The sequence below is a fragment of the Streptomyces sp. NPDC017940 genome, from assembly GCF_044328435.1.
Taxonomy (GTDB): Bacteria; Actinomycetota; Actinomycetes; order Streptomycetales; family Streptomycetaceae; genus Streptomyces.
Genome location: NZ_JBIRHJ010000009.1, coordinates 399,475 through 420,803 on the forward strand (window position 1 = coordinate 399,475; position 21,329 = coordinate 420,803).

General features: G+C 72.2%; 19 protein-coding genes and 1 riboswitch. Of the genes, 12 read left to right on the forward strand and 7 right to left on the reverse strand.

The window, feature by feature from the left end:
• Positions 1-47: 47 nt before the first annotated feature.
• Complete coding sequence (locus ACH4DX_RS30350; RefSeq protein WP_398157457.1) at positions 48-2,378, reverse strand: chitinase C-terminal domain-containing protein; 2,331 nt, start codon at positions 2,376-2,378, stop codon at positions 48-50.
• Between the two features lie 243 nt (positions 2,379-2,621).
• Positions 2,622-2,752, forward strand: a riboswitch (FMN riboswitch).
• Between the two features lie 232 nt (positions 2,753-2,984).
• On the opposite strand from ACH4DX_RS30350, the gene ribD reads away from it, so the two are divergent.
• From ribD to ACH4DX_RS30400, 10 genes are all read left to right on the forward strand, one after another.
• Positions 2,985-4,322, forward strand: coding sequence for a bifunctional diaminohydroxyphosphoribosylaminopyrimidine deaminase/5-amino-6-(5-phosphoribosylamino)uracil reductase RibD (ribD, locus tag ACH4DX_RS30355; protein ID WP_398157516.1), 1,338 nt, complete (start codon positions 2,985-2,987; stop codon positions 4,320-4,322).
• Positions 4,323-4,973 carry a riboflavin synthase gene (locus ACH4DX_RS30360; protein WP_398157458.1) on the forward strand — a complete coding sequence of 217 codons (651 nt, stop codon included), beginning with the start codon at positions 4,323-4,325 and terminating at the stop codon, positions 4,971-4,973.
• Positions 4,970-5,632 (forward strand): nicotinamide riboside transporter PnuC, encoded by a 663-nt coding sequence (locus tag ACH4DX_RS30365; RefSeq protein WP_398157459.1) that lies wholly within the window; start codon positions 4,970-4,972, stop codon positions 5,630-5,632. Before ACH4DX_RS30360 ends, ACH4DX_RS30365 begins: the two co-directional genes overlap by 4 nt.
• Positions 5,633-5,736: 104 nt before the next feature.
• Complete coding sequence (locus ACH4DX_RS30370) at positions 5,737-6,960, forward strand: bifunctional 3,4-dihydroxy-2-butanone-4-phosphate synthase/GTP cyclohydrolase II (RefSeq protein ID WP_398157517.1); 1,224 nt, start codon at positions 5,737-5,739, stop codon at positions 6,958-6,960.
• 78 nt (positions 6,961-7,038) lie between these two features.
• A complete protein-coding gene (gene ribH, locus ACH4DX_RS30375) occupies positions 7,039-7,524 on the forward strand; it encodes a 6,7-dimethyl-8-ribityllumazine synthase (RefSeq protein ID WP_398121834.1) in 486 nt (161 codons plus the stop codon).
• A gap of 34 nt (positions 7,525-7,558) precedes the next feature.
• The gene (locus tag ACH4DX_RS30380) at positions 7,559-7,831 is read left to right on the forward strand and encodes a phosphoribosyl-ATP diphosphatase (RefSeq protein ID WP_030951748.1); all 273 of its coding nucleotides are present in this window, start codon (positions 7,559-7,561) and stop codon (positions 7,829-7,831) included.
• A gap of 67 nt (positions 7,832-7,898) precedes the next feature.
• Complete coding sequence (gene hisG / locus ACH4DX_RS30385) at positions 7,899-8,747, forward strand: ATP phosphoribosyltransferase (RefSeq protein WP_398121835.1); 849 nt, start codon at positions 7,899-7,901, stop codon at positions 8,745-8,747.
• 20 nt (positions 8,748-8,767) lie between these two features.
• On the forward strand, positions 8,768-9,271 hold the full coding sequence (locus tag ACH4DX_RS30390) for a PH domain-containing protein (RefSeq protein ID WP_398157460.1): 504 nt from the start codon (positions 8,768-8,770) through the stop codon (positions 9,269-9,271).
• Positions 9,272-9,545: 274 nt separating this feature from the next.
• Entirely contained in the window at positions 9,546-11,024 is a 1,479-nt protein-coding gene (locus ACH4DX_RS30395) for a hemolysin family protein (protein ID WP_398157461.1), read from the forward strand.
• On the forward strand, positions 11,021-12,109 hold the full coding sequence (locus tag ACH4DX_RS30400) for a hemolysin family protein (RefSeq protein ID WP_398121838.1): 1,089 nt from the start codon (positions 11,021-11,023) through the stop codon (positions 12,107-12,109). Before ACH4DX_RS30395 ends, ACH4DX_RS30400 begins: the two co-directional genes overlap by 4 nt.
• Before the next feature lie 110 nt (positions 12,110-12,219).
• Here ACH4DX_RS30400 and ACH4DX_RS30405 read toward each other — a convergent pair whose 3' ends face one another.
• Positions 12,220-14,091 (reverse strand): AAA family ATPase, encoded by a 1,872-nt coding sequence (locus tag ACH4DX_RS30405; protein WP_398157462.1) that lies wholly within the window; start codon positions 14,089-14,091, stop codon positions 12,220-12,222.
• 452 nt (positions 14,092-14,543) lie between these two features.
• The gene (locus ACH4DX_RS30410; protein WP_398157463.1) at positions 14,544-15,212 is read right to left on the reverse strand and encodes a uridine kinase; all 669 of its coding nucleotides are present in this window, start codon (positions 15,210-15,212) and stop codon (positions 14,544-14,546) included.
• 231 nt (positions 15,213-15,443) lie between these two features.
• Here ACH4DX_RS30410 and ACH4DX_RS30415 point away from each other — a divergent pair, with 231 nt between their 5' ends.
• The gene (locus tag ACH4DX_RS30415; RefSeq protein ID WP_398157464.1) at positions 15,444-16,856 is read left to right on the forward strand and encodes a peptidase C39 family protein; all 1,413 of its coding nucleotides are present in this window, start codon (positions 15,444-15,446) and stop codon (positions 16,854-16,856) included.
• Positions 16,857-16,919: 63 nt separating this feature from the next.
• Here the strand turns inward: ACH4DX_RS30415 and ACH4DX_RS30420 are convergent, their stop codons facing one another.
• Positions 16,920-18,395, reverse strand: coding sequence for a M1 family metallopeptidase (locus tag ACH4DX_RS30420; RefSeq protein ID WP_398121841.1), 1,476 nt, complete (start codon positions 18,393-18,395; stop codon positions 16,920-16,922).
• Between the two features lie 207 nt (positions 18,396-18,602).
• On the opposite strand from ACH4DX_RS30420, the gene ACH4DX_RS30425 reads away from it, so the two are divergent.
• Positions 18,603-18,746 (forward strand): SCO1431 family membrane protein, encoded by a 144-nt coding sequence (locus ACH4DX_RS30425; RefSeq protein ID WP_398121842.1) that lies wholly within the window; start codon positions 18,603-18,605, stop codon positions 18,744-18,746.
• Here ACH4DX_RS30425 and ACH4DX_RS30430 read toward each other — a convergent pair.
• The 3 genes from ACH4DX_RS30430 to ACH4DX_RS30440 are packed head-to-tail and all read right to left on the reverse strand — an operon-like array spanning position 18,724 to position 21,229.
• Positions 18,724-19,665: a hypothetical protein gene (locus tag ACH4DX_RS30430; RefSeq protein ID WP_398121843.1), complete on the reverse strand. Its 942-nt coding sequence runs from the start codon at positions 19,663-19,665 to the stop codon at positions 18,724-18,726. The two genes, ACH4DX_RS30425 and ACH4DX_RS30430, sit on opposite strands and share 23 nt — an antisense overlap.
• Positions 19,662-20,624 carry a DUF6114 domain-containing protein gene (locus tag ACH4DX_RS30435; protein WP_398121844.1) on the reverse strand — a complete coding sequence of 321 codons (963 nt, stop codon included), beginning with the start codon at positions 20,622-20,624 and terminating at the stop codon, positions 19,662-19,664. Before ACH4DX_RS30435 ends, ACH4DX_RS30430 begins: the two co-directional genes overlap by 4 nt.
• The gene (locus tag ACH4DX_RS30440; protein WP_398121845.1) at positions 20,615-21,229 is read right to left on the reverse strand and encodes a DUF6230 family protein; all 615 of its coding nucleotides are present in this window, start codon (positions 21,227-21,229) and stop codon (positions 20,615-20,617) included. The genes ACH4DX_RS30435 and ACH4DX_RS30440 overlap by 10 nt, the downstream gene beginning before the upstream one ends.
• Positions 21,230-21,329: the final 100 nt, after the last annotated feature.

A 21,329-nucleotide genomic window follows, 5' to 3' on the forward strand; every position in this document is an offset into this window, starting at 1 on the left:
TGACCGGCTCGGTGCGCCGGACGGTCACCACCCCGGGGGAAGCGGGGTCAGCAGGCGCCGAGGTCCTGCCACACACCCCACTGGCCGGTGGAGCCGGGCTCCTCGCCCTTCGTCCACCACTTGGACTTCCACGTGTGCGACTTGTGGGACACGGTTGTCCCCGAGCCGTACTCGGACGTCGTGCTCCAGGCGGGCGCGGTGCACTTGCCGGGCGGGTCCGTCGGACCCGGCGGGTCGGTGGGTCCCGGTCCCGTGCCCGTGCCCGGCTCGACCAGGGTCGTGCCGCGGGCCAGGTCACCGGCGAGCGCGTACGTCGTACCGCCGATGTTCACCGTCCAGTTGGAGGGTGTGGACACCGGCAGGTAGTAGTTGAACGACAGGTCGACGGACGCGCCGGGCGCCAGCGTCTGCCAGGCGGGCAGCTTCAGCGAGACACGGTGGAAGTCGCCCTTCAGGCCGCCGACGTTGCCGCCGGTGTGCCCCGTGCTGATCACCTTTGTGCCGAAGCCGGACTGGTCGGAGGCGTTGGCGGGCGCCGAGGTCCCGTAGTCGAACTGGAACTCCGTGCCGCCGGGCAGCGTCGCCTTGGTGTTGTTGGTGATCTTCAGCTTGGGAGTGATCGGGTAGTTGGAGTCGCCGAGCTTGAAGTCGCCGAACTCCACGCCGATGTCCACGGCCTTCGTGGGCAGGTCCTTGCCCGCGACCTTCGCGCCGTAGGGGGCGGCCGACTTGAACTTCTCGTACATCGCCGTCGTCAGCGTGTCGCCGATCTCGTACTGGCCCTTGGCGGAGTTGTACGTGTAGTCGCCCGCGAGCTCCCACACCATCGTGCCGCCGATGCCCTTGTCGACCACGTAGTCGGCCTTGGCCTTCACCGACTGCTCGTCCTCGGTGGACAGGAAGACCTTCTTCTCGGCGTTCCACAGCCAGGGGGCCACCAGCGTCGAGTCGTACTTGCGGGCGTAGGAGCCGGTGAGCTTGGTGCCGGCGGGGAAGCCGTACTTGGTGACGTAGTCCCCGACGACGCCCTTCTCCAGGTTCTTGGCGTGCCACATCGGGTTGGAGCCCGCCGGGGACTCCTTGCCGTTGTCGTCCTTGTCGTGCCAGAGGTTGTCGATGCCGACGGCACCGTCACCGCACTTGGTGAGCCCGGAGCCGGCGGGGCAGTTCGTCGCTGCCGCCTTGCCCCACAGGCCGTCCGTGCCGCCCTGCACGTTCTTGAAGCCGCGGGTGTAGTACGGCAGGCCGATGTTGATCCGGCCCGCCGGCATCGAACCGCGGAAGTAGTGGTAGGCCCAGTCGGTGTTGAGGTACCCGACACCCCCGTACTGCTGGCTGCCGTACACCCCCGCGGCCGCCAGCTCGGCGTCCTTGCCGTCGTCGTACAGGGAGGCGTTCGGGCCGACGTACTCGTTCCAGGCGCCGTGCAGGTCGTACGACATGATGTTGACGTAGTCCAGGTACTTCTGGACCTGGAACGTCTCCATGCCGCGCAGCAGATAGCCGGACGACGGCGCGGCGACGGTCAGCAGGTAGTGCCTGCCGTCGGCGGCACCGGCCCGGTCCAGCTTCTCGCGCAGCGTCTTCATCAGGACGGCGTAGCCCTTGACCAGGCCCGCGCGGCGGGCGTTGGCGAACTGCCAGTCCAGCGGGTTGCCCGCGTCCTTCATCGTCGTCGGGTACTCGTAGTCGATGTCGACGCCGTTGAAGCCGTACTTCTTGATGAAGGCGACGGTGGAGTCCGCGAAGGTCTCGATGCCCGCCCGGTTCACCGAGCCGTCGGCGTTGGTGGCCATGGAGTAGAAGCCGCCGGAGCCGACGCGCTTGCCGTCGTCCCCGATGTAGCCGCCGGTCTCGGCCCAGCCGCCCACCGACACCATCGTCTTGACGTCCGGGTGCTTCTTCTTGAACTTATTCAACAAATTGAAGTGACCCTTGTAGGCGTACGCGGGGTCCATCTCCGCGCCCGCGACGCCCGGCCAGGTCATGCCGGTGGCGGCGTTCTTCTCGCCGTCACCGCCCACGGAGATCTTGTTGTCGCTCCCGATGTGTGCGAAGGCGTAGTTGAGGTGGGTGACCTTGTCCCAGGGGATGTCGGACGCGAGGTAGGCGGGCTCGCCGTTCTTGCCGGTGCGCCAGCCGGTGAAGTAGCCGATGACGCGGCGCTGGTGGTCGGCGCCCATCTTCTCGCGGCCCTCGGCGTCGTACACGGAGCAGTAGGGGACGTCCACGCCGGGGGTCTGGTACAGGCCGTCGGGCCTACAGGAGGCGTCGTCGGCGGCGTGGGAGGTCGTCGCGGCCAGGGTGCTCATCAGGAGACCGGCGACCGCGGCGCCGGCTGCCAGGAGCGTGGCTCTCGCTCGGGTGGGGGTGGGCACGTCGGTTCCTCCTGGGGAGGGCTCGGTCTCGCACAGCGAACGGGGACGGTGGCCCACGGTGTGCGCACACCGGCCGGGCTTCTCCTCGGAGTGACGCAGACGTTAAAAGGACTAGACCAGTGCGTCAATAGGTATGGACCAAACCGCTCCCTCGCGAGGGTGGCCGAAATCCTGTGATCCAGCCCACAGGGCCTCGCCCGCACGGCCGTGACCAGGCGTGGCACACTGGTTGCGTACCAGTAGCAGCGCACTCCGGGGTCGGTGCAATTCCGAACCGGCGGTTACAGTCCGCGACCCGGCCGCCTCCAGCGGTCGGTTGACCAGGTGAAATTCCTGGACCGACGGTGAAAGTCCGGATGGGAGGCAGTGCGCGGCGAGCGGGCACATCCATGGAAGTCCATGTATGTGCGTCGTCCTCGTCGTAGTGGCTCGGTTCCGTGCGGGACCGGTCCCTTCTCGGCGTCGGCGAATCCGGTGGACCCGGCCGTCAGCGATGACGCCGACCTACCCGCTCGTACGTGTCGGTGTCATGTCATCGACGAGCCCCGGAGTCCGTGCCCGAAGAGGCAGGAGGACCCGGTGGCCACCGCAGCCGAAACGACCGCCATGCGGCGCGCTGTCGCGCTCGCCGCGCGCGGACTCGGCTTCACCAGCCCCAACCCGGTCGTCGGCTGTGTCGTCCTCGACGCCGCCGGAGCCAGTGTCGGCGAGGGCTACCACCAGCGGGCGGGCGGCCCCCACGCCGAGGTGCACGCGTTGCGCGCGGCCGGTGACAAGGCCCGTGGCGGCACCGCCGTCGTCACCCTCGAACCCTGCAACCACACCGGCCGCACCGGCCCCTGCGCCGAGGCCCTCCTGGACGCCGGGATCGCCCGCGTGGTGTTCGCCGTCGGCGACCCCACGCCGGACGCGACCGGCGGCGCGGCCACCCTGCGCGCGGCGGGCGTCGACGTCGAGTCCGGGCTGCTCGCCGAGGACGCGGAAACCGTCAACGCCGCCTGGCTGACCTCGGTGCGCACCGGCCGCCCCCACGTCACCTGGAAGTACGCGGCCACGCTCGACGGCCGCGTCGCCGCCGCCGACGGCACCAGCCGCTGGATCAGCTCCGCCCCGTCCCGCGCCGATGTGCACCGGCTGCGCGCCGAGTGCGACGCCGTCGTCGTCGGCTCCGGCACCCAGCGCGCCGACGACCCCCATCTGGCGGTGCGCGGCCCCCTCCTCGCCGAGGGCGCCTCCCAGCCCCTGCGGGTCGTCGTCGACACCCACGGCACCGCGGTCCGCCCCGGCGCCCGCGTCCTGGACGACGCGGCCCCCACCCTGGTGGCGGTGGCACGGGACGCACCGGCGCTGCCCGGCGTGGACACCGTGCGGCTGCCGTACGCGGACCGTGGCGCCCCCGAACTCCCGTACGCCGACCGGGCGGGCGCCGAGCTGCCGTACCGGGAGCTGGGCGACGCCGGATCGCCGTACGGGAGTGGTGGCGAGGCCGGGCTCCCGGGCGGAGGCAGCGGCGCCGGAGCCCCGCCCGGCGGTGACGGCGCCGCATCCGCGCGCCGAGGCCGCGGCGACGCCGTATCCCCGAGTGCAGGGCGCGGCGGCCCCGGAGCGGCCCCGACGGGCAGCGGCGCCCCGCGTGGCCCCCGCGGTCGCGGCGGTCTCGACGTGCACGCGCTGCTCGCGGCCCTGTACGCCCGCGGAGTGCGGTCCGTGCTGCTCGAAGGCGGTCCGACCCTCGCCGGTGCCTTCGTGGCCGCGGGCGCCGTCGACCGCGTCGTCGGCTACCTCGCGCCCGCGCTGCTCGGCGCGGGCCCCGCGGCCCTGACCGGCGGCGGAATCACCACCCTCACCGAAGCGTTGCGCCTCGACGTGCGCGAGTGCGTGGCGCTCGGACCCGATCTGCGCATCACCGCGACCGTCGCGGCCCATGGAACGAAGGAGCACTGAGTGTTCACCGGAATCGTCGAAGAGCTGGGTGAAGTCACCGCGGTGGAGAACCTGCACGACGCGTCCCGCTTCCGGCTGCGCGGGCCCGTCGTCACCGACGGCGCGAAGCACGGCGACTCCATCGCCGTGAACGGTGTGTGTCTGACGGTCGTCACGCTGGACGGCGACGAGTTCACCGCCGACGTCATGGCCGAGACGCTCGACCGGTCCGGCCTCGGCGCCCTCGTACCCGGCTCGAAGGTCAACCTGGAACGCCCGACGGCCGTCGGCGCCCGCCTCGGCGGACACATCGTGCAGGGCCACGTCGACGGCACCGGCACCATGGTCGACCGCAAGGCCTCAGAGAACTGGGAGATCGTCAAGGTCTCGCTGCCGGGCGGACTCGGCCGCTACGTCGTCGAGAAGGGCTCCATCACCGTCGACGGCGTGAGCCTGACCGTCGTCGACGCCGGACCCGACTACTTCACCGTCAGCCTGATCCCCACGACGCTCGCCCTGACCACGCTCGGCAGCAAGCAGCCCGGCGACCCGGTCAACCTGGAGGTCGACATCGTCGCCAAGTACGTCGAGCGGCTGCTCGGCGCCCGTGCCGAAGCCCCCGCCGAGGCCCCCGCCGGGTCCGCGGCGGTTGCCGGGGAGGCCGGGCGATGAGCACGTTCGACTGGCTGAACTCCGAGGCCTTCGCGGCCTTCGGGCAGCACATCATGTGGTCCGACATGGTCGGCAACACCATCGGCCTGGTCGCCCTCGCCCTCGGCTGGCGCCGCTCGGTGTGGACCTGGCCCGCCCAGTTCCTGTCCGGCGTCGTCCTCGTCGCCGCGTACGCCTCCGCGCAGCTGTCCGGCGGAGTCGGCAAGCAGCTCCTCGTCATCGTCGTAGCCGCCTGGGGCTGGCAGCAGTGGACGCGGGGCACGCGGCGCGCGCAGGACGGCACCATCGCCGTGCGCTTCGCCACCTGGAAGGAGCGCGGCGTCCTGCTCGGCGGCACCGCCGTCGGCACCCTCGCGGTCGGCACGCTCTTCACCGCCGTGCCCGACCTGTCCTGGAACCCCTGGCCGGACGCCTACATCTTCGTCGGCACGCTCGCCGCGATGGTCGCCCAGGCACGCGGCCTCGTCGAGTTCTGGTTCGCCTGGCTGCTCGTCGACCTCGTGGGCGTGCCCCTGGCGTTCTCCAGCGGCCTCGCCTTCTCCGGTCTCGTGTACGTCGTCTATCTCGCCCTCGTCCTGTGGGGCATGCGCGACTGGTGGCTGCGCTCGCGGCAGACCGCCCGGCAGCAGCAGCCCGCTCTGGAAGGAGCCCCGGCATGACCGCCCACCAGACCCCCGCCCCCCTGCACGAGGCGCGGCACCCCGCGCACCCGGCCCACCACACGGCCGACCACACCGAAGACCTCCGCCTCGACCCGGTGGAGATGGCGATCCGCGACATCGCAGCGGGACGGCCCGTCGTGGTCGTCGACGACGAGGACCGCGAGAACGAGGGCGACCTGGTGATCGCCGCCGAGAAGGCGACGCCGGAAGTGGTCGCCTTCATGATGAGCGAGTGCCGCGGCCTGATCTGCGCGCCCATGGAGGGCGACGAGCTCGACCGGCTCCAGCTGCCGCAGATGGTCGAGAACAACACCGAGTCGATGAGCACGGCCTTCACCGTCTCCGTCGACGCGAGCGGCGCCCACGGCGTCACCACCGGCATCTCCGCCGCCGACCGCGCCACCACCCTCCAGCTCCTGGCGAGCGGGAAGGCCGGCGCAGGTGACTTCGTCCGGCCGGGACACATCTTCCCGCTGCGCGCCAAGGAGGGCGGCGTCCTGGTGCGCGACGGCCACACCGAGGCAGCCGTCGACCTCGCCCGGCTCGCGGGACTGCGCCCCGCGGGCGCGATCGTGGAGATCGCGGGCGAGGACGGCCGGATGCTGCGCCTTCCCGAGCTGGTCCCGTTCGCCCGCAGGCACGGCCTGACGATCATCTCCATCGAGGACCTGATCGCCTACCGCCGCACCGCCGAGCCCACCGTGCGCCGTGAGGCCGAGGTCCGGCTGCCCACGACGTTCGGCGAGTTCATCGCGTACGGCTACCGCTCCACCGCCGACGGCGTCGAGCACGTCGCCCTGGTCCACGGCGACATCGGTACCGGCGACGACGTGCTCGTACGCGTCCACTCCGAGTGCCTGACCGGCGACGTCTTCCACTCGCTTCGCTGCGACTGCGGCCCGCAGTTCGACGAGTCCATGCGGCGCATCACCGACGAGGGCCGCGGCGTCGTCGTCTATCTGCGGGGCCACGAGGGCCGCGGTATCGGCCTGCTCTCCAAGCTGCGCGCCTACGAACTCCAGGAGCGCGGCAGCGACACCCTGGACGCCAACCTCGAACTCGGCCTGCCCGCCGACGCCCGCGACTACGGCGCGGGCGCCCAGATCCTGGAGGACCTAGGCGTACGCGGCCTGCGGCTCCTCACCAACAACCCGGACAAGGTCGATGCCCTCGCCCGGCACGGCCTGAAGGTCATCGCGCGTGAACCCATGCCGGTCACCGTCGGCGAGCACAACCTGCGCTACCTGCGCACCAAGCGGGACCGCATGGGCCACGACCTGCCCTGGCTCGACACCCCCGACATGTCGGCCTGCGGCAACCAGTAGCCACACCACCGTCCGTCATCTGAAGCAGACCTCAGCAGACATCTCAAGCAGACCTCAGCAGACCTCTAGGAGAAGCGCGTGAGCGGCAAGGGTGCCCCCGAACTGAGTGTGAAGAACTGTGGTGACCTGCGCGTCGCCGTCGTCGCCGCCCTGTGGCACGAGAAGGTCATGGACGGCCTCGTCGACGGCGCGCTGCGCGCCCTGCACGAGCTAGGCATCGACGAGCCCACCCTCCTTCGCGTACCGGGCAGTTTCGAGCTGCCCGTGGTCGCCAAGGTCCTCGCGGGCCGCGGCTACGACGCGATCGTGGCCCTCGGCGTCGTCATCCGCGGCGGCACCCCGCACTTCGAGTACGTCTGCCAGGGCGTCGCGCAGGGCCTCACCCAGGTGTCGGTCGACACCGGTGTACCCATCGGCTTCGGGGTGCTGACCTGCGACACCGAGGAGCAGGCGCTGGACCGCGCGGGCATCGAGGGCTCCACCGAGGACAAGGGCCACGAGGCGGTCACCGCCGCCGTGGCGACCGCGGCCACGCTGCGTACCGTCTCCGAGCCCTGGCGGTAGGCGGCGGGCGCGGACGCGTAGAGTAAGGCCCATCATGTCCAAGAAGACTTTCGAGGAGCTCTTCACCGAGCTCCAGCACAAGGCCGCCAACGGCGACCCCGCCACCTCCCGCACGGCGGAACTGGTGGACAAGGGCGTCCATGCCATCGGCAAGAAGGTCGTCGAGGAGGCCGCCGAGGTCTGGATGGCCGCCGAGTACGAGGGCAAGGAAGCGGCCGCCGAGGAGATCTCGCAGCTCCTGTACCACGTACAGGTGATGATGGTCGCCCGCGGCATCTCCCTCGACGACGTGTACGCCCACCTCTAGGGCGTGCGCCCACCCCACCGCAGTCGCTCCGCACGCAGTCACTCCTCACGCAAAGGAATCCGTCCCCATGCTGCGCATCGCCGTCCCCAACAAGGGTTCACTGTCCGGACCTGCGTCGGCGATGCTGCATGAGGCCGGCTACCAGCAGCGCAAGGAGTCCAAGGAACTCGTCCTCGTCGACCCCGGGAACGAGGTCGAGTTCTTCTACCTGCGCCCGCGCGACATCGCGATCTACGTCTCGTCCGGCAAGCTCGACATCGGCATCACCGGACGCGACCTCCTGATCGACTCCGGCGCCGGCGCCGAGGAGATCCTGCCGCTCGGCTTCGCCCGCTCCACCTTCCGCTTCGCCGCCAAGCCCGGCACCGCGCAGGGCATCGACGACCTGGCGGGCCGCACGGTCGCCACCTCCTACGAGGGCATCGTCGCCAAGCACCTCGCCGACAGCGGCGTCGACGCCTCCGTGATCCACCTCGACGGCGCCGTCGAGACCGCCATCGAGCTGGGTGTCGCCGAGGTCATCGCCGACGTCGTCGAGACCGGCACGAGCCTGCGCAACGCGGGCCTCGAAGTCTTCGGCGAGCCGATCATGAAGTCCGAGGCCGTCGTCATCCGGCGCACCGGCGCCGGGACCGAGGACCCGAAGGTGCAGCAGTTCCTGCGCCGCCTCCAGGGCGTCCTGGTCGCCCGGACGTACGTGATGATGGACTACGACTGCCGTGCCGAGCACCTGGAGCAGGCCGTAGCCCTCACCCCGGGCCTGGAGTCGCCCACCATCTCGCCGCTGCACAACGAAGGCTGGGTCGCGGTGCGCTCCATGGTCCCCACCAAGGACGCCCAGCGGGTCATGGACGACCTGTACTCCATCGGCGCGCGGGCCATCCTGACCACGGCCATCCACGCCTGCCGCCTCTGACCGCGCCGGAGAACGCCGCCATGTCCGACAAGACCGGGCACCTCGGGCCGCCGGCCCGCCCCGCCCTGCCCGTCACGTTCCGGCCCGCACGGACGCGGGCGGTCCTGCTCACCGCGGGGGTCACGATCCTCGCGGTCCTCGCCGTGATCGCCGTGCTGCTCCCCAACCTCAGCGCGGGGGAGCGGACCAGTTTCGTGTTCACCGGCGCCCTGCTGCTCGGCGTCCTCGTCCTGCTGAGCAGGCCCAAGGTGGTCGCCGACGAATCGGGCGTGACCGTGGTCAACATCGCCACGAGCCGCCGCCTGGAGTGGGCCGAGATCGTACGGGTCAACCTGCGCCCCGGCGACCCCTGGGTGTTCCTCGACCTCACCGACGGCACCAGCCTGCCCGCCCTCGGCATCCAGCCCGGCATCGCGAAGCAGCGCGCCGTCAGCGACGCCCGCGCGCTGCGGGCCCTCGCCGAGGAGCGCGCGGGCCGCGAGAGCGGTGGCGGCACGGGCCGTGGCGGCACCCCCACCGACTGACGTCGGGGGCGGCACCACCACCGACTGACGTCGGGGGCGAAAATCAGGGAGGACTCGGGGCGTCCCGAACTGACGCCCCGGCGTCCGACGTGATTAACCTGGTGGCGGGGCAGGCACGACGGGCCGCCCCGCCCCCGAAGGCCGGCGCGGCCCGACCGGGGCTCCTGCTATCCGAGGAGTGACACCCTCCGGCGATGGACGGATCGTCCTGTAGTACCTGCGCCGCCCCCTCCCTACATCCGGGCATCCGCTTCCCGGACGAGGCGGCGGCATCATGACCATCCCCCTGCTGCTCCTCGCGGCGGCCTTCCTGCTGATCCTCGCCAACGGCTTCTTCGTGGCGGCCGAGTTCGGCCTCGTCACCGTGGAGCGGCCGGACGCCGAGAAGGCCGCCGCCGACGGCGACGCCCGGGCACACCGGGTGGTCGCCGCCCTGAAGGAGCTCTCCTTCCAGCTGTCGGGCACCCAGCTCGGCATCACCCTCACCTCGCTCGTCATCGGCATGCTCGCCGAACCGGCCCTCGCGCACGTCCTTTCGGGCCCGTTCACCTCCGCGGGCCTGCCGCCCGGCGCGGTCCCCGGCGTCTCGGTGGCCGTCGGGATGCTGCTCGCGTCCGCCGTGCAGATGGTGATCGGCGAGCTGGTGCCCAAGAACTGGGCGGTGTCGCGGCCGTTGCAGGTCGCGCGGTTCGTGGTGGGCCCCCAGCACGCCTTCGCACGGCTGTTCCGGCCGGTGATCGCCTCGCTGAACGCCGTCGCGAACCGCCTCGTGCGGGCCTTCGGGGTCGAGCCCGCCGAGGAGCTGGCCTCCGCCCGCACCCCCGGCGAACTCGTCTCCCTGGCCCGGCACTCGGCCCGCGCGGGCACGCTGGAGCAGGACACCGCCGACCTGTTCGTGCGCACGCTCTCGCTCGGCGAACTCACCGCGCAGCACGTGATGACGCCCCGTGTGAAGGTCAGCGCCTTGCAGTCGTCGGCGACCGCCGAGGACGTGGTCAACCTGACCCGCGCCACCGGCCTGTCCCGCTTCCCGGTCTACCGGGACCGCATCGACGAGATCGTCGGCATGGTCCACCTCAAGGACGCCCTCGCGGTCCCCGCGCACGAACGGCTGCGCGCCCCCGTGGGACGCGTCGCCAAGCCGCCGCTGCTCGTCCCGGAGACGCTGCCCGTGCAGCCCCTCCTGGAGCGGCTGCGCAGCGAGCAGCCGATCGCGGTCGTCGTCGACGAGTACGGCGGCACGGCCGGCGTCGTCACCCTGGAGGACATCGTCGAGGAACTCGTCGGCGAGGTCCGCGACGAGCACGACCACGCCGACGGCCTGCCCGAACTCGCCGCCGCCCCGCCCGAGGACGGCAGGCCCGCCTGGGACGCCGACGGCGGCTGCCGCGTCGACATCCTCCGGCGCATGGGCCTCGACGTGCCCGAAGGCCCCTACGAGACCGTGGCGGGCCTGGTCGCCGACCTGCTCGGCCGCATCCCCGCCCCCGGCGACCACGCCGAACTCCCCGGCTGGCGGCTCTCGGTGCGCCAGGTCGGGCACTACCGCGCGGAGCGGGTGCGCCTGGTGCGGACCGGGGCCCCCGAGGGCGCCCGCGCGGGCGGGACGGTGCGCACGGTCGTCGGCGCGCGCGGGCCCTCCGGTGCCTTGAGGGCCGGTGGGGCCGGTGGGGCCGGTCGGGACGGTGGGGCCGCCCGGGGCGGCGGGATGCGGGGCCCGGTCGGTGCCGGGGCCGTGGAGGTGGCGTCGTGAGCCTGCTCCAGCTTCTCTTCGCCCTGCTCCTGGTGCTCGCCAACGGTTTCTTCGTAGGTGCCGAGTTCGCCCTGGTGTCGGTGCGACGCAGCCAGATCGAACCGCTGGGCTCGAAGCGGGCCGGACAGGTCCTGTACGGCTTGGAGCACCTGCCGCAGATGATGGCCGCCGCCCAGTTCGGCATCACCGTCTGCTCCCTGACCCTCGGCGCCGTCGCGGAACCGACCGTGGCGCGTCTCCTGGAGCCGCTCTTCCACGCGGTCCGGCTGCCCGAGGGCATGATCCACCCCCTCGGGTACGCGTTCGCGCTCGCCGTCGTCGTCTTCCTCCACCTCGTCATCGGCGAGATGGTCCCGAAGAACCTCGCGATGGCCGCGCCCGAGCGGACCGCGCTGTGGCTCAGCCCGGCCCTGGTCGCCTTCGCCCGTCTGTGCCGTCCGGTCACGGCGGCGCTCGGCGCCTGCGCCCGGTTGATCCTGCGGCTCTTCAGGGTCGAGCCGAAGGACGAGGTGGAGGCGGTCTTCACCAGCGTCCAGCTCGGCCGCCTCGTGGAGGACGCGGGCCAGGCGGGCCTCATCGACCCACGGGCCCAGGAACGCCTGGAGGACGCCCTGGAACTGGCCTCGCACCCGGTCACGGACGTCCTGCTCGACGGCGCGTCCCTCGTCACCGTCGACCCGTCGGTCACTCCCGCGCAACTGGTGGAGCTCACCGGCCGCACGGGCTACTCACGGTTCCCGGTCCGCGCGGAGAACGGGGTCTTCATGGGATACCTGCACGTGAAGGACGTCTTGGACCTGGAGGACACCGACCGCGCGGTGCCCCAGCACGTCTGGCACCAGATGACGACCCTGCGTGCCGAACTCCCCCTGGACGACGCCCTGACCGTGATGCGCCACGCTGCGACGCACCTGGCCCAGGTCGCCGACGCGTCCGGCAGGGTGCTCGGTCTCGTCGCCCTGGAGGACGTCCTGGAACTCCTGGTCGGCGAGGTCCGTGACCCGGCCCACCGGGTCACGGTGCCGCGGTCGGCCCGTCCCGTGCCGGGCGCGCCGCCGGTGCGCGGGAAGGAACTGGTGGGCTGAAGGGCCTGCCGGGCGGGGGCGTGCCGCCGCGCGAGCGCGCACGCTTCCGCCCGGCGGACCGGCCGCCGTCCGCGTCCGTCGGGATCAGGGCCCCGTCAGGTCCGTCGGGGTCAGGGTCCCGTCAGGTCCGTCGGGCCCCGCCCCGAGAGCACTTCCCCGTACGCCTGCATGAGGTCCGGCAGCCGCAGCGTCGACAGATCGGCCCGGGTCGGCGTACCGGGATAGCCGGAGAGCCGCAGGTCCCGGTACGCGCAGCTCTTCTCGTACAGCGTCCGCAGGAAGCGCCCGTTGCCCAGCTCGTCGATCCACGCCTGGTCGACCACGTGCCCGCTGATGGAGCGCAGCTCGTCGAGCGCCTCCTCGTCCCACACGTCACCGTTCTCCGCGGCGAGCACCTCCCCGATCGCCGTGAGTTCGAGCGGTCGGTACGAGGGGAAGTCGACCCGCGTGGTGAAGCGGGACGAGAGCCCGGGGTTGGCGGCGAGCAGCCGGTCCATGCCCTCGGGGTAGCCGGCGAGGATGACCACGAGGTGGTCGCGGTTGTCCTCGGCGCGCTTGAGGAGCACCTGAAGCGCCTCGTCGCCGTACGCGTCCCCCTTGCCGTACCCGGTGTTGGACAGCGAGTACGCCTCGTCGACGAACAGGACACCGCCGATGGCCGAGTCGATCAGCTCGTTGGCCTTCACCGCGGTCTGCCCCAGATACTCGCCGACCAGATCGGCCCGCTGCGCCTCCACGAGGTGGTCGCCGCCGAGGAGCCCGAGGGCGTAGAAGACCCGGCCGAGGATCCTGGCCACGGTGGTCTTGCCGGTGCCGGAGGGCCCCGAGAAGACGAAGTGTCGTTTCGGCGGTTGCACCGGAAGCCCCTGGGCGGCCCGCAGCCGCGCCATGTTCAGCTGCGCGGACAACGCCTTGACCTGGCGCTTGACGGGTTCGAGGCCGACCATGCGCTCCAGCTCGGCGAGCGCCTGCTCCAGGAGGGCGGGGTCGGTGGGCCCGGACGGCAGCTGCGGGGACGCGGGCTTGATGGGGATGACGGCCTTCTCGCGCACCCGGTCGGCGTCGGAGGGGCCGCCGCCCGACGGCAGTTCGGGCTCGGTGACCTTGAGGTCGCGGCCCTCGGTGCCGAACAGCGCGTCCACGCCGTCGGGCCCGTCGAGCGCGTCCTGGCCCACCCCGGTGAGCGTGAGGGCGGCCAGGTCGGTGCCGTCGTCGTACCCGTCGCCCTCGGCGATGGCGGCGAGGCGCGCGGAGGTGTCCATGAACGCGGGGTCGACCCGGTGCACCGCGCGGTAGAGGGGCAGCGCGGCGGCGGTCCTGCCGGTGCCCTCGTGCGCGCGGGCCAGCCAGTAGCGCAGCTCCTTGCGCTGCGGCTGCTCGCTGCGGCACCGCATCAGGGCGGCGGAGATCAGCGGCTCGGCCTGGCCGTACATCTCCAGGCGCACCCGGGCCATGCCGCCGAAGAGGCCCGCCTCGATGCCGAGCATCGGGTCGTCCATCAGCGGCTCGGTGTGCCGCACCAGCTGCTCCCAGTCCTTGACCAGGTAGGCGCGGCAGGCGTGCAGGAAGCGCACCTGTACGTCGGCGTCCACGGGCGGAAGTCCGGCGAGGGCCCGGTCGAGCTCGGGCACATGGCGTCCGTCCAGCCAGTGCGAGGCGTGCGCGAGCAGCAGGTCACGGGTGGACTCGAGGACCGGCTGCACCCACCAGCCGAGCCAGTACCAGGAGTTGAGGGTGCGGGCGTGGCGGGCGCGCTGCTCGCCGAAGCGGTCCCGGTGCTGGAACATCCGCAGGAGCGCCGTCGTCGTGTCGACGCGCAGCGCGTGCAGCCCGAGCCAGCCGTCGGCCATGCCCGGGTCCATCCGCACCGCGGCCCGGAACTCCTCCTCGGCCTGCGGATAGGCGCCCATGGTGTAGGCGTCGACCCCGCGCAGCCAGGCGAGGTCGGCCGGGGCCGGAGCGCCCTGCGTGCCGAAGTCCATCACGTCCCCCACAAACCGTGCCCCCGTTTGTGTACCACCGGGCCGGTGCCCGCCGGCAACTGAGCAGAACCGCCGTGCTGTGGACGGGAGTTGGTTCGGTGCGCGTAACCGCCGTCCGAAGTCGCACCGAGAGGCATCGTACCTGCGTGGCGGGGTTCGGCCGTAGGGTGCCGCAGCCCGGGATGGTCGGTGCGGGCCGCCCTGGGGGTCTCTCGGGCCCGGGCCCGACGGTGACCCAGGGTGAGCGTTCGACGGCTCGCGGCGCTCGGAAAAAGGGTCCGCGGGACAGAACGAAGCCCCCGATCACGGGGGAACAACCGGGGGCTTCGCGTCTGTCGGCGACCCGAAAGGCCGCACATTGAGAACGTAAGTCCTGTAAGGCCCCCCGGTCAAGCCGAGTTGGGGCGCCTGCGGAAACTGGCCACACCGTCCGGAAGTGAGTTTCCGGAGGTTCAGCGCACTGCCGATGGGCCTTCACCCTGAGTGACGATCTGGGGCCCCGTCGCTCCCTCGGCGGGTCCCGGCAGTACCTCGTATCCCTCTGGCAACTCCCGTACGAGCAAGTGGGCGCGCCGTCGGGACGGGTCTTCGGCGAAATGTCGTCGCTCCGCTGCTTCCCAGCCGTCCCAGAAGGCGCTCTGGGCGGGTCCGTCGCGCCGTCGCCCGCGCGCCCAGGAGGCGTCCTCGGGGAGGTCCATCCACAGCAGCCCCGCCAGGGACGGGCGCAGTGCGCGCCGACCCGAGCCGACACCCTCGATCAGGACCACGGGAGCGGCCGGCAGGGGGCGGTCGGCGGGGCCGAAGCGGCGCTCGTGCCAGTCGTACGCCGCATAGCGCGCCGTCTCGCCGCGGGAGAGCGGCTCCAGGACCTGCCGCCGCAGCCGTTCCGTCCAGTCGAACAGCGCGTCGTGACTCGCCAGGTCGTCGAGTCGCAGCACGGGGGCGCCGCCGAGCGCCTCGGCGAGCCGGGCGGTGAAGGTCGACTTGCCGGAGCCCGCGTGCCCGTCGACGGCGACGAGGCGGACCGGGCCGCAGGACGGCGGCAGACGGCGCAGGGCACCGGCGAGCCGGGGGAGTGGAGTGGGGCACGAGGGAGGCATGGGGCGGGGCTTTCCGGTCATCGCCGGTCAGCCTACGGGCCGCGGGTGCGGGCGGTGCCCACTGTGGTCCATGTGTGCGATTCAGCGCGCCGTCCCAGGTCATACCAGTGGTAGAGGCCAATATTGGTGGACGTCGACGGGGTCGCGACGCTGGCGGACCCGACAGCCGACGGCCATAGTTGGCGCACTGTCGTGCACCTGACCATCCACGTCCGGCTGCGACCGGAAACCATCGACCGGGGGTTCCCGTCCATGGACCGAGCTGAAGACATGTCCCGCAGAAGACTCCTCGCCGCCGCGGCGGGCGCGGCGGCGGTGGCCGCGACGGCCACCGCCGCCACCGCCGCCCACGCGTCCCCGTCCGGCGGTGCCCCGGCGGCCCACCGCCGCCCGCCCCGCACGTCCCGGGCCGAGCGCACGGTGGACAACCGCTTCTGGACCTCGCGCAAGGACTGGGGCGCCGGTACGGCGAACGGCACCCGCACCGTCGCCAAGGGCCGGCCGGGCATCGAGATCGCGGCCCCCGCGGGAACGAGGGAGTACACCGACCCGCACACCGGCAGGACCGCCACCTGGGAGTACGCCGAGTGGACCGGGCCTACGCACCGGTGCGCCGTGCCCGCGACGGAGGCCATCGCCTCCTGGAACGCCCGCACCCCCACCGGCACCTGGATCCAGGTCGAGATCGAGGCGTCGTACTCCGACGGCGGCACCTCGCCCTGGTACGTCCTCGGCCGCTGGAACTCCGGCGACGACCGGCAGGACGCGCGGGCCCCGGTGATACGGCGCACCTCCGTCGACGACCAGAGCGACGGCAGGACCAGCGTGTGGACGGACACCCTGTCCGTCGACGACACGACCGGCACCCTGCGCGTGGTCGCGTACCGGCTGCGCCTGACGCTGTACCGCGAGCCGGGCGGCACGAGCACCCCCACCGTGTGGCGGCTCGGCGCGATGGCCTCCGCGGTGCCCGACCGCTTCACGGTGCCCGCCTCCGCGCCCGGCCTCGCGCGGGAGCTGACGGTGCCGCGCTATTCGCAGGAGATCCACAAGGGCCAGTACCCCGAGTACGACAACGGGGGCGAGGCCTGGTGCAGTCCCACGTCGTCGCAGATGATCCTGGAGTACTGGGGACGCGAGCCGACGGCCGGCGAACTGGCCTGGGTCGACCCGGCGTACGCCGACCCGCAGGTGTGCCACGCGGCCCGGTTCACCTACGACCACCAGTACGGCGGCTGCGGGAACTGGCCGTTCAACGCCGCCTACGCGGCCACGTACAAGGACATGCAGGCCGTCGTCACCCGGCTCGGCTCGCTCACCGACCTGGAGACGCTGATCCGGGCGGGCATCCCGGCCATCACCTCGCAGTCCTTCCTCAAGGAGGAGCTGACCGGGGCCGGCTACGGCACCGCGGGCCATCTGATGACCGTCATCGGCTTCACCGCGAGCGGCGACGTGATCGCCAACGACCCGGCCTCACCCAGCAACCCCGCGGTCCGGCGCGTCTACCGGCGGCGGGAGTTCGAGAACGTCTGGCTCCGCACCAAGCGGAAGAACTCCCAGGGCACGGTGGTCTCCGGGACCGGCGGGGTCTGCTACCTGTACTTCCCGGCGCACCCGGGCAAGGAGCAGGTGCGCGCGCTCGCCGCGGTCGGCGTGCGCTGACGGGGGCGGGCCCCGTCCCGGCGGGCCCGTTCACGGCAGGGCGGCGCGGGACGGGGCTCCCGCTCAGGTCGCCGGGTCGACCACCCAGTCCGGGTGGCCCGGCATCGGCGGTGTCCTCGGCCCGTACAGCCACGGCTTCAGGAAGCCGGTCAGGTCCTCGCCCGCGACCCGTGAGGAGAGCGCGACGAAGTCCTCGGTGCTCGCGGTCCGCCCGCGGTACTCGGTGACCCAGGCCCGTTCGATCTTCTGGAACGCGGCGTCGCCGACCTTCTCGCGCAGCGCGTAGAGGACCAGCGCCGAACCGTCGTAGCGCATGCGCTTGAACAGGTTGGGCTCGGTGGGCTCCGCGGGCGCGCCGAAGTCGCGGCGCCACTGGTCGTGGGCCTTGTACGCGGCCTTCATCGCGGCCTCGAAGCTGTCGCCGCCGTGCTCCTCGGAGTACATGCGCTCGTAGAACCGGGCGTGGCCCTCGCTGACCCACAGGTCGGACCAGCCCGCGAGGGCGACGCTGTCCCCGAACCACTGGTGGGCCAGCTCGTGCACGAGGTTCCGCTCGGCGTCCACCCGCGTGCCGAGCAGGTCGGCCTTGGGGACGAGGGAGAGGGTCTGGGTCTCCAGGGCGACGGCGAGGTCGGTGTCGCCGACGAGGACGCCGTAGCGGTGGAAGGGGTACGTGCCGAGCTTCTTCTCCAGCCAGGTCAGATGACCGGGTGTGAGCGCGCGGTACTTCGCGGTCGGCTCGACCAGGTGGTCCGGGACGACGTCGCGCAGCGGGAGGCCGCCGGGCCCCGTGCTCTCGACCGTCGTGAACTTCCCGACCGCCAGTTGCACCAGCTGGGTGGAGAGCGGCTGCTCGGAGTCGTACGTCCAGCGCACCCGGTCGCCCGACACCTCGTTCCTGGCCGTCAGCTTGCCGTTGGCGACCGCCGTCAGGCCCTTGGGCGTGGTGATCCGGAAGGTGATCGGCGCGCGCCGGCTCGGGTGGTCGTTGGCGGGGAAGATCAGGCGGGCGCCGTTGGGCTGCGGATAGACGACCGTGCCGTCCGGGGTGGGGATCCAGCCGTAGTCCTCGATGGCGTCGTCGCGGTGCCGGGTCTGGGTGGGGTCGGCGGTGTAGCTGACCCTGACCGTGAAGGGGCGGCCCTCGGGCAGCGGGGACTTGGGCGTGACCGTCAGCTCGTCGCCCTCGCGCGCGGTGCCCGCCGTCTTGCCGTCGACGGTGACCCGGTGCAGGGTGTTGCCGCCGAAGTCCAGGTTGAAGCGGGAGAGCGACTGGGTCGCGGTGGCCTTGACGGTGGCCGTCGCCGCGAACGGGGTCCTCGGGGCCTGCCAGTCGAAGTCCAGGAGGTAGCGGTCGACGGTGTAGCCGCCGTTTCCGTCCAGGGGGAACATCGGGTCGCCGAGTCCGGGTGCGCCGGGCGTCGGCTTCTCCGCGGCCGCGGGCGTGGCGTACGAGACCGGTCCGGTGAGGGCGGCCGCCGCCGTCACGGCCGCCGCGAGGGCGAGCCGCGCTCCGCGGGGCGTCCTGATCGTGCTCATCGGAAACCTTTCGGTCGGATGCTGCGCGGGACGTACGCCGTCTTAGACGCACGGCGGTCCGCCGCAGTTGTGGTGGTGCGTGACCAACGTCTCGCTCACGATTCCGGGTACGGCTGGCATGGTGGTAGGACCCAGTGGGGGGAACGTCCACTGCCGCCGCGGCCGGAAGAGGCCCGGCGCCGCCGAGATACGTCAGCGAGTAGCCATATGACCGCGACCTCCGCCACCGCAGTCCGCACCGAGGCCCGCACGGGTGGCCCCGAGGACGGCCCGAACGTCCTTGAGCACCTCGCCGGATGGACCCTCGTCGTCGTCCTCGCGATGCTGGTCAGCCAGGTCGGTCTGCTGTGAGCCCGGTCCCACCACCGGGACCGGACGCGCCGTCCGTGCCCGCGGCCGGATCCACGGCCTGGCCCGCGCGCCAGTGCCGGTGCGGGAGCCCCACCGAGCCGTAGAGCCTGCGCACCGGCGACCGCCCGGGGAGCAGCACGAACCCCGCGACGACCGCGAACAGCGGCAGGCCGAGCCAGCCGCCGAGCAGCCGCACCAGGACGCTCGCGGTGACGGCGCCGACGAAGGGCAGGCCGTGGACCCCGGCGGCCGCGATCGCCACGGCCAGGACGGGGTGCACCTTGCGGTCCTCCTCCGCGCCGGGCAGCGACCAGCCCTCGAGGAGCCAGCCGATCTCCGTCATCACCATGGTGCCGATCACTGCCGCGCCGAACACCACGAGGGCGAGGAACGTGCCGGACGTCAGGAAGTCCAGGGCGTTGTTGACCACGCTGTCCTGCGGCCAGTCCGCCCAGTCGCGCGCGCCGGGGGACAGGAACCGCTCGTAGCCCCTGCCGTCCCACCCGTGCACCAGCGTCCCGAACAGCAGGAAGTACCCGCCGACGCAGTTCAGGTACGCCCAGTAGCCCGCGCCCACGAGGACGAGGACCTGGGACCCCAGGAACCCGAGGATCGCGGCGACCGGGACGCCGCCCGCGTAGAAGAGCACGAAGCCCGCCCACACGCCCTCGTGCCCGCCGCTGACGTGCATGGTCGCCCAGGACGGGTTCTGCCACAGCAGGAACAGGCCGGTCGGCACCATCAGGACGGCCGCGAAGAGCACCGTCAGGGCCAGATAGGGGTTGGCGGCACGGCTGCGGGTGCGCGGGCCCTCACCCGCGTTGATCCGCTCCCACACCTGGAGCTGGCGGGCGGCGGCGAGAGCGAACGTCGCGCCCGCCGCGTACGCCCAGAACAGCGCGGCCTGGATCTGGATCACGCCCGCGCCCCCAGTCGCAAGCCGCCTGCCACGATGGAGTCGGAGGTGACGAGTGCCTGCTCGGCGCTCACCTCCGTCATGAAGACGAACGGCGGGACGAGGGGCGGCACCGGCAGCCGGTCCGGCGTGAACGTCAGACAGAGGATGCCCTCGATGCAGCCCTTGAACTTGGTCAGATAGAGCGTGACCTTGCCGCTGAGGTCCAGGGTGTCGGCGCCGAGGGACAGTTCACGGCTGCCGTCGCGGGTCGTCAGGCGGTAGTCGGTGAGCGAGGCCGCGTTCATCCGGAGCACCATCACCTTCATCGGCCCGTCCGCGGTCGGGATGTCGCGCACCCCCGCCACGATGAAGCCGCGCGGCGCGAACAGCGTCGTGGTGACCGTGGGCGGCGTCCGTGCCGCCACGACCGCCGCGTCGCCGGGCGCGGCCTTCGCCGGGACGGCGCCCCACAGGACCGTCCCTGCGAGCACCACGGGAAGCAGCACGGCCAGGGTCCGGGTGCCCTGCCCGTCGCGCAGCCGGGGGCGCCCGGCGCCGTCCCGGGCGTCGTCGGCGACGGGTGTCCAGCCGAAGCCCATCGCGCTGCCCGCGATGCCCAGGATCATGCCGATGAGGAAACCGCCGAGATTCGTCGCCGCGAACGAGAGCACCGACAGGATCAGGGCGTTCACGGACACGTAGTGGTGCGCGTGCGGCAGCAGCCACAGGAAGAGACCTGCGACCATCAGGGCGATCCCGATGCCGATCGCGGCGATCCCGCCGAGCCCGAGGCTCACCAGGACCGTCAGCGGCGACAGCGGGACGAGCAGCAGTTCGGCGCCGCCGAGGATCAGCAGCAGTCCGCCCCAGAAGGGGCGGGTGCGCCGCCATCTGCGCAGCACGCGCCGCGCGTCCCGCAGCGGCAGCCGCTCGTCGAGCCACCCCCCGGCGCGCGGGGCGCCCGGCCCGCTCAGAAGCACTTCTCGCCGCCGAGGCTCACGTCCAGCTTCATGCCCTTGAGCCGGAAGTTGCCACCGGTGGCCGACCAGGCGTGCGACCGTACCTTCGCCACCTCGATGTCACCGGCCTGGAGGCCGAACTTGCCCCTCTCGCCCTTGACGCCCGGCACTTCGTCGAGCGTCGAGGCGTCCCGGCCGATCTGCGCGGTGCCGAAGCGGGCGTCGCCCACCAGGTCCTCACCGTCGATGATCAGGTTGCTCGCGGTGACGTTGCCCGCGTCGCCGCCCGCCATCAGCTTGAACACCACCGTGCCGATCGGCGTCTTGACCTCGGCGGCCTGGCAGATGTCGGAGAGCGTCGCGTCACCGATGCCGAGCAGCGCCACGGGGTGGCCCTTGCCGTCGACGTCGCGGTCGATCTGTACAAAGCTCGACAGGCCCTGGCTGGTCAGCTTGCCCGACGAGACCTGGAAGCTGGTGCCGCTGACCGCGAAGGACGCGGCGAGCGCGCCCTCGGCCATCACGGACGCCATCGCTCCGACCGCGAGGACCGCGGGCAGCGCGACGACGGCTGTCTTCCTCCAGTTGGTCCTGCCCTCGCGCAGGGATCTCTTCGCTGTGCTCACTGGGTCCTCCCGTACGTCGTCCGGTGCGTAAGGGGAGTGCGTGTGCGTAAGGAGAGTGCGTGTGCGTAAGGAGTGTGCGTGGCAGGGCGCCGTCGGGGGC

Bases quoted from the DNA above. Each gene is read 5' to 3' on its own strand.
- ribD (WP_398157516.1), top strand. From the start codon at position 2,985: ATGCGGCGCGCTGTCGCGCTCGCCGCGCGCGGACTCGGCTTCACCAGC.
- ACH4DX_RS30365 (WP_398157459.1), top strand. From the start codon at position 4,970: ATGAGCACGTTCGACTGGCTGAACTCCGAGGCCTTCGCGGCCTTCGGG.
- ACH4DX_RS30370 (WP_398157517.1), top strand. From the start codon at position 5,737: ATGGCGATCCGCGACATCGCAGCGGGACGGCCCGTCGTGGTCGTCGAC.
- ACH4DX_RS30380 (WP_030951748.1), top strand. From the start codon at position 7,559: ATGTCCAAGAAGACTTTCGAGGAGCTCTTCACCGAGCTCCAGCACAAG.
- hisG (WP_398121835.1), top strand. From the start codon at position 7,899: ATGCTGCGCATCGCCGTCCCCAACAAGGGTTCACTGTCCGGACCTGCG.
- ACH4DX_RS30390 (WP_398157460.1), top strand. From the start codon at position 8,768: ATGTCCGACAAGACCGGGCACCTCGGGCCGCCGGCCCGCCCCGCCCTG.
- ACH4DX_RS30395 (WP_398157461.1), top strand. From the start codon at position 9,546: ATGACCATCCCCCTGCTGCTCCTCGCGGCGGCCTTCCTGCTGATCCTC.
- ACH4DX_RS30405 (WP_398157462.1), bottom strand. From the start codon at position 14,091: ATGGACTTCGGCACGCAGGGCGCTCCGGCCCCGGCCGACCTCGCCTGG.
- ACH4DX_RS30410 (WP_398157463.1), bottom strand. From the start codon at position 15,212: ATGACCGGAAAGCCCCGCCCCATGCCTCCCTCGTGCCCCACTCCACTC.
- ACH4DX_RS30415 (WP_398157464.1), top strand. From the start codon at position 15,444: ATGGACCGAGCTGAAGACATGTCCCGCAGAAGACTCCTCGCCGCCGCG.
- ACH4DX_RS30420 (WP_398121841.1), bottom strand. From the start codon at position 18,395: ATGAGCACGATCAGGACGCCCCGCGGAGCGCGGCTCGCCCTCGCGGCG.
- ACH4DX_RS30425 (WP_398121842.1), top strand. From the start codon at position 18,603: ATGACCGCGACCTCCGCCACCGCAGTCCGCACCGAGGCCCGCACGGGT.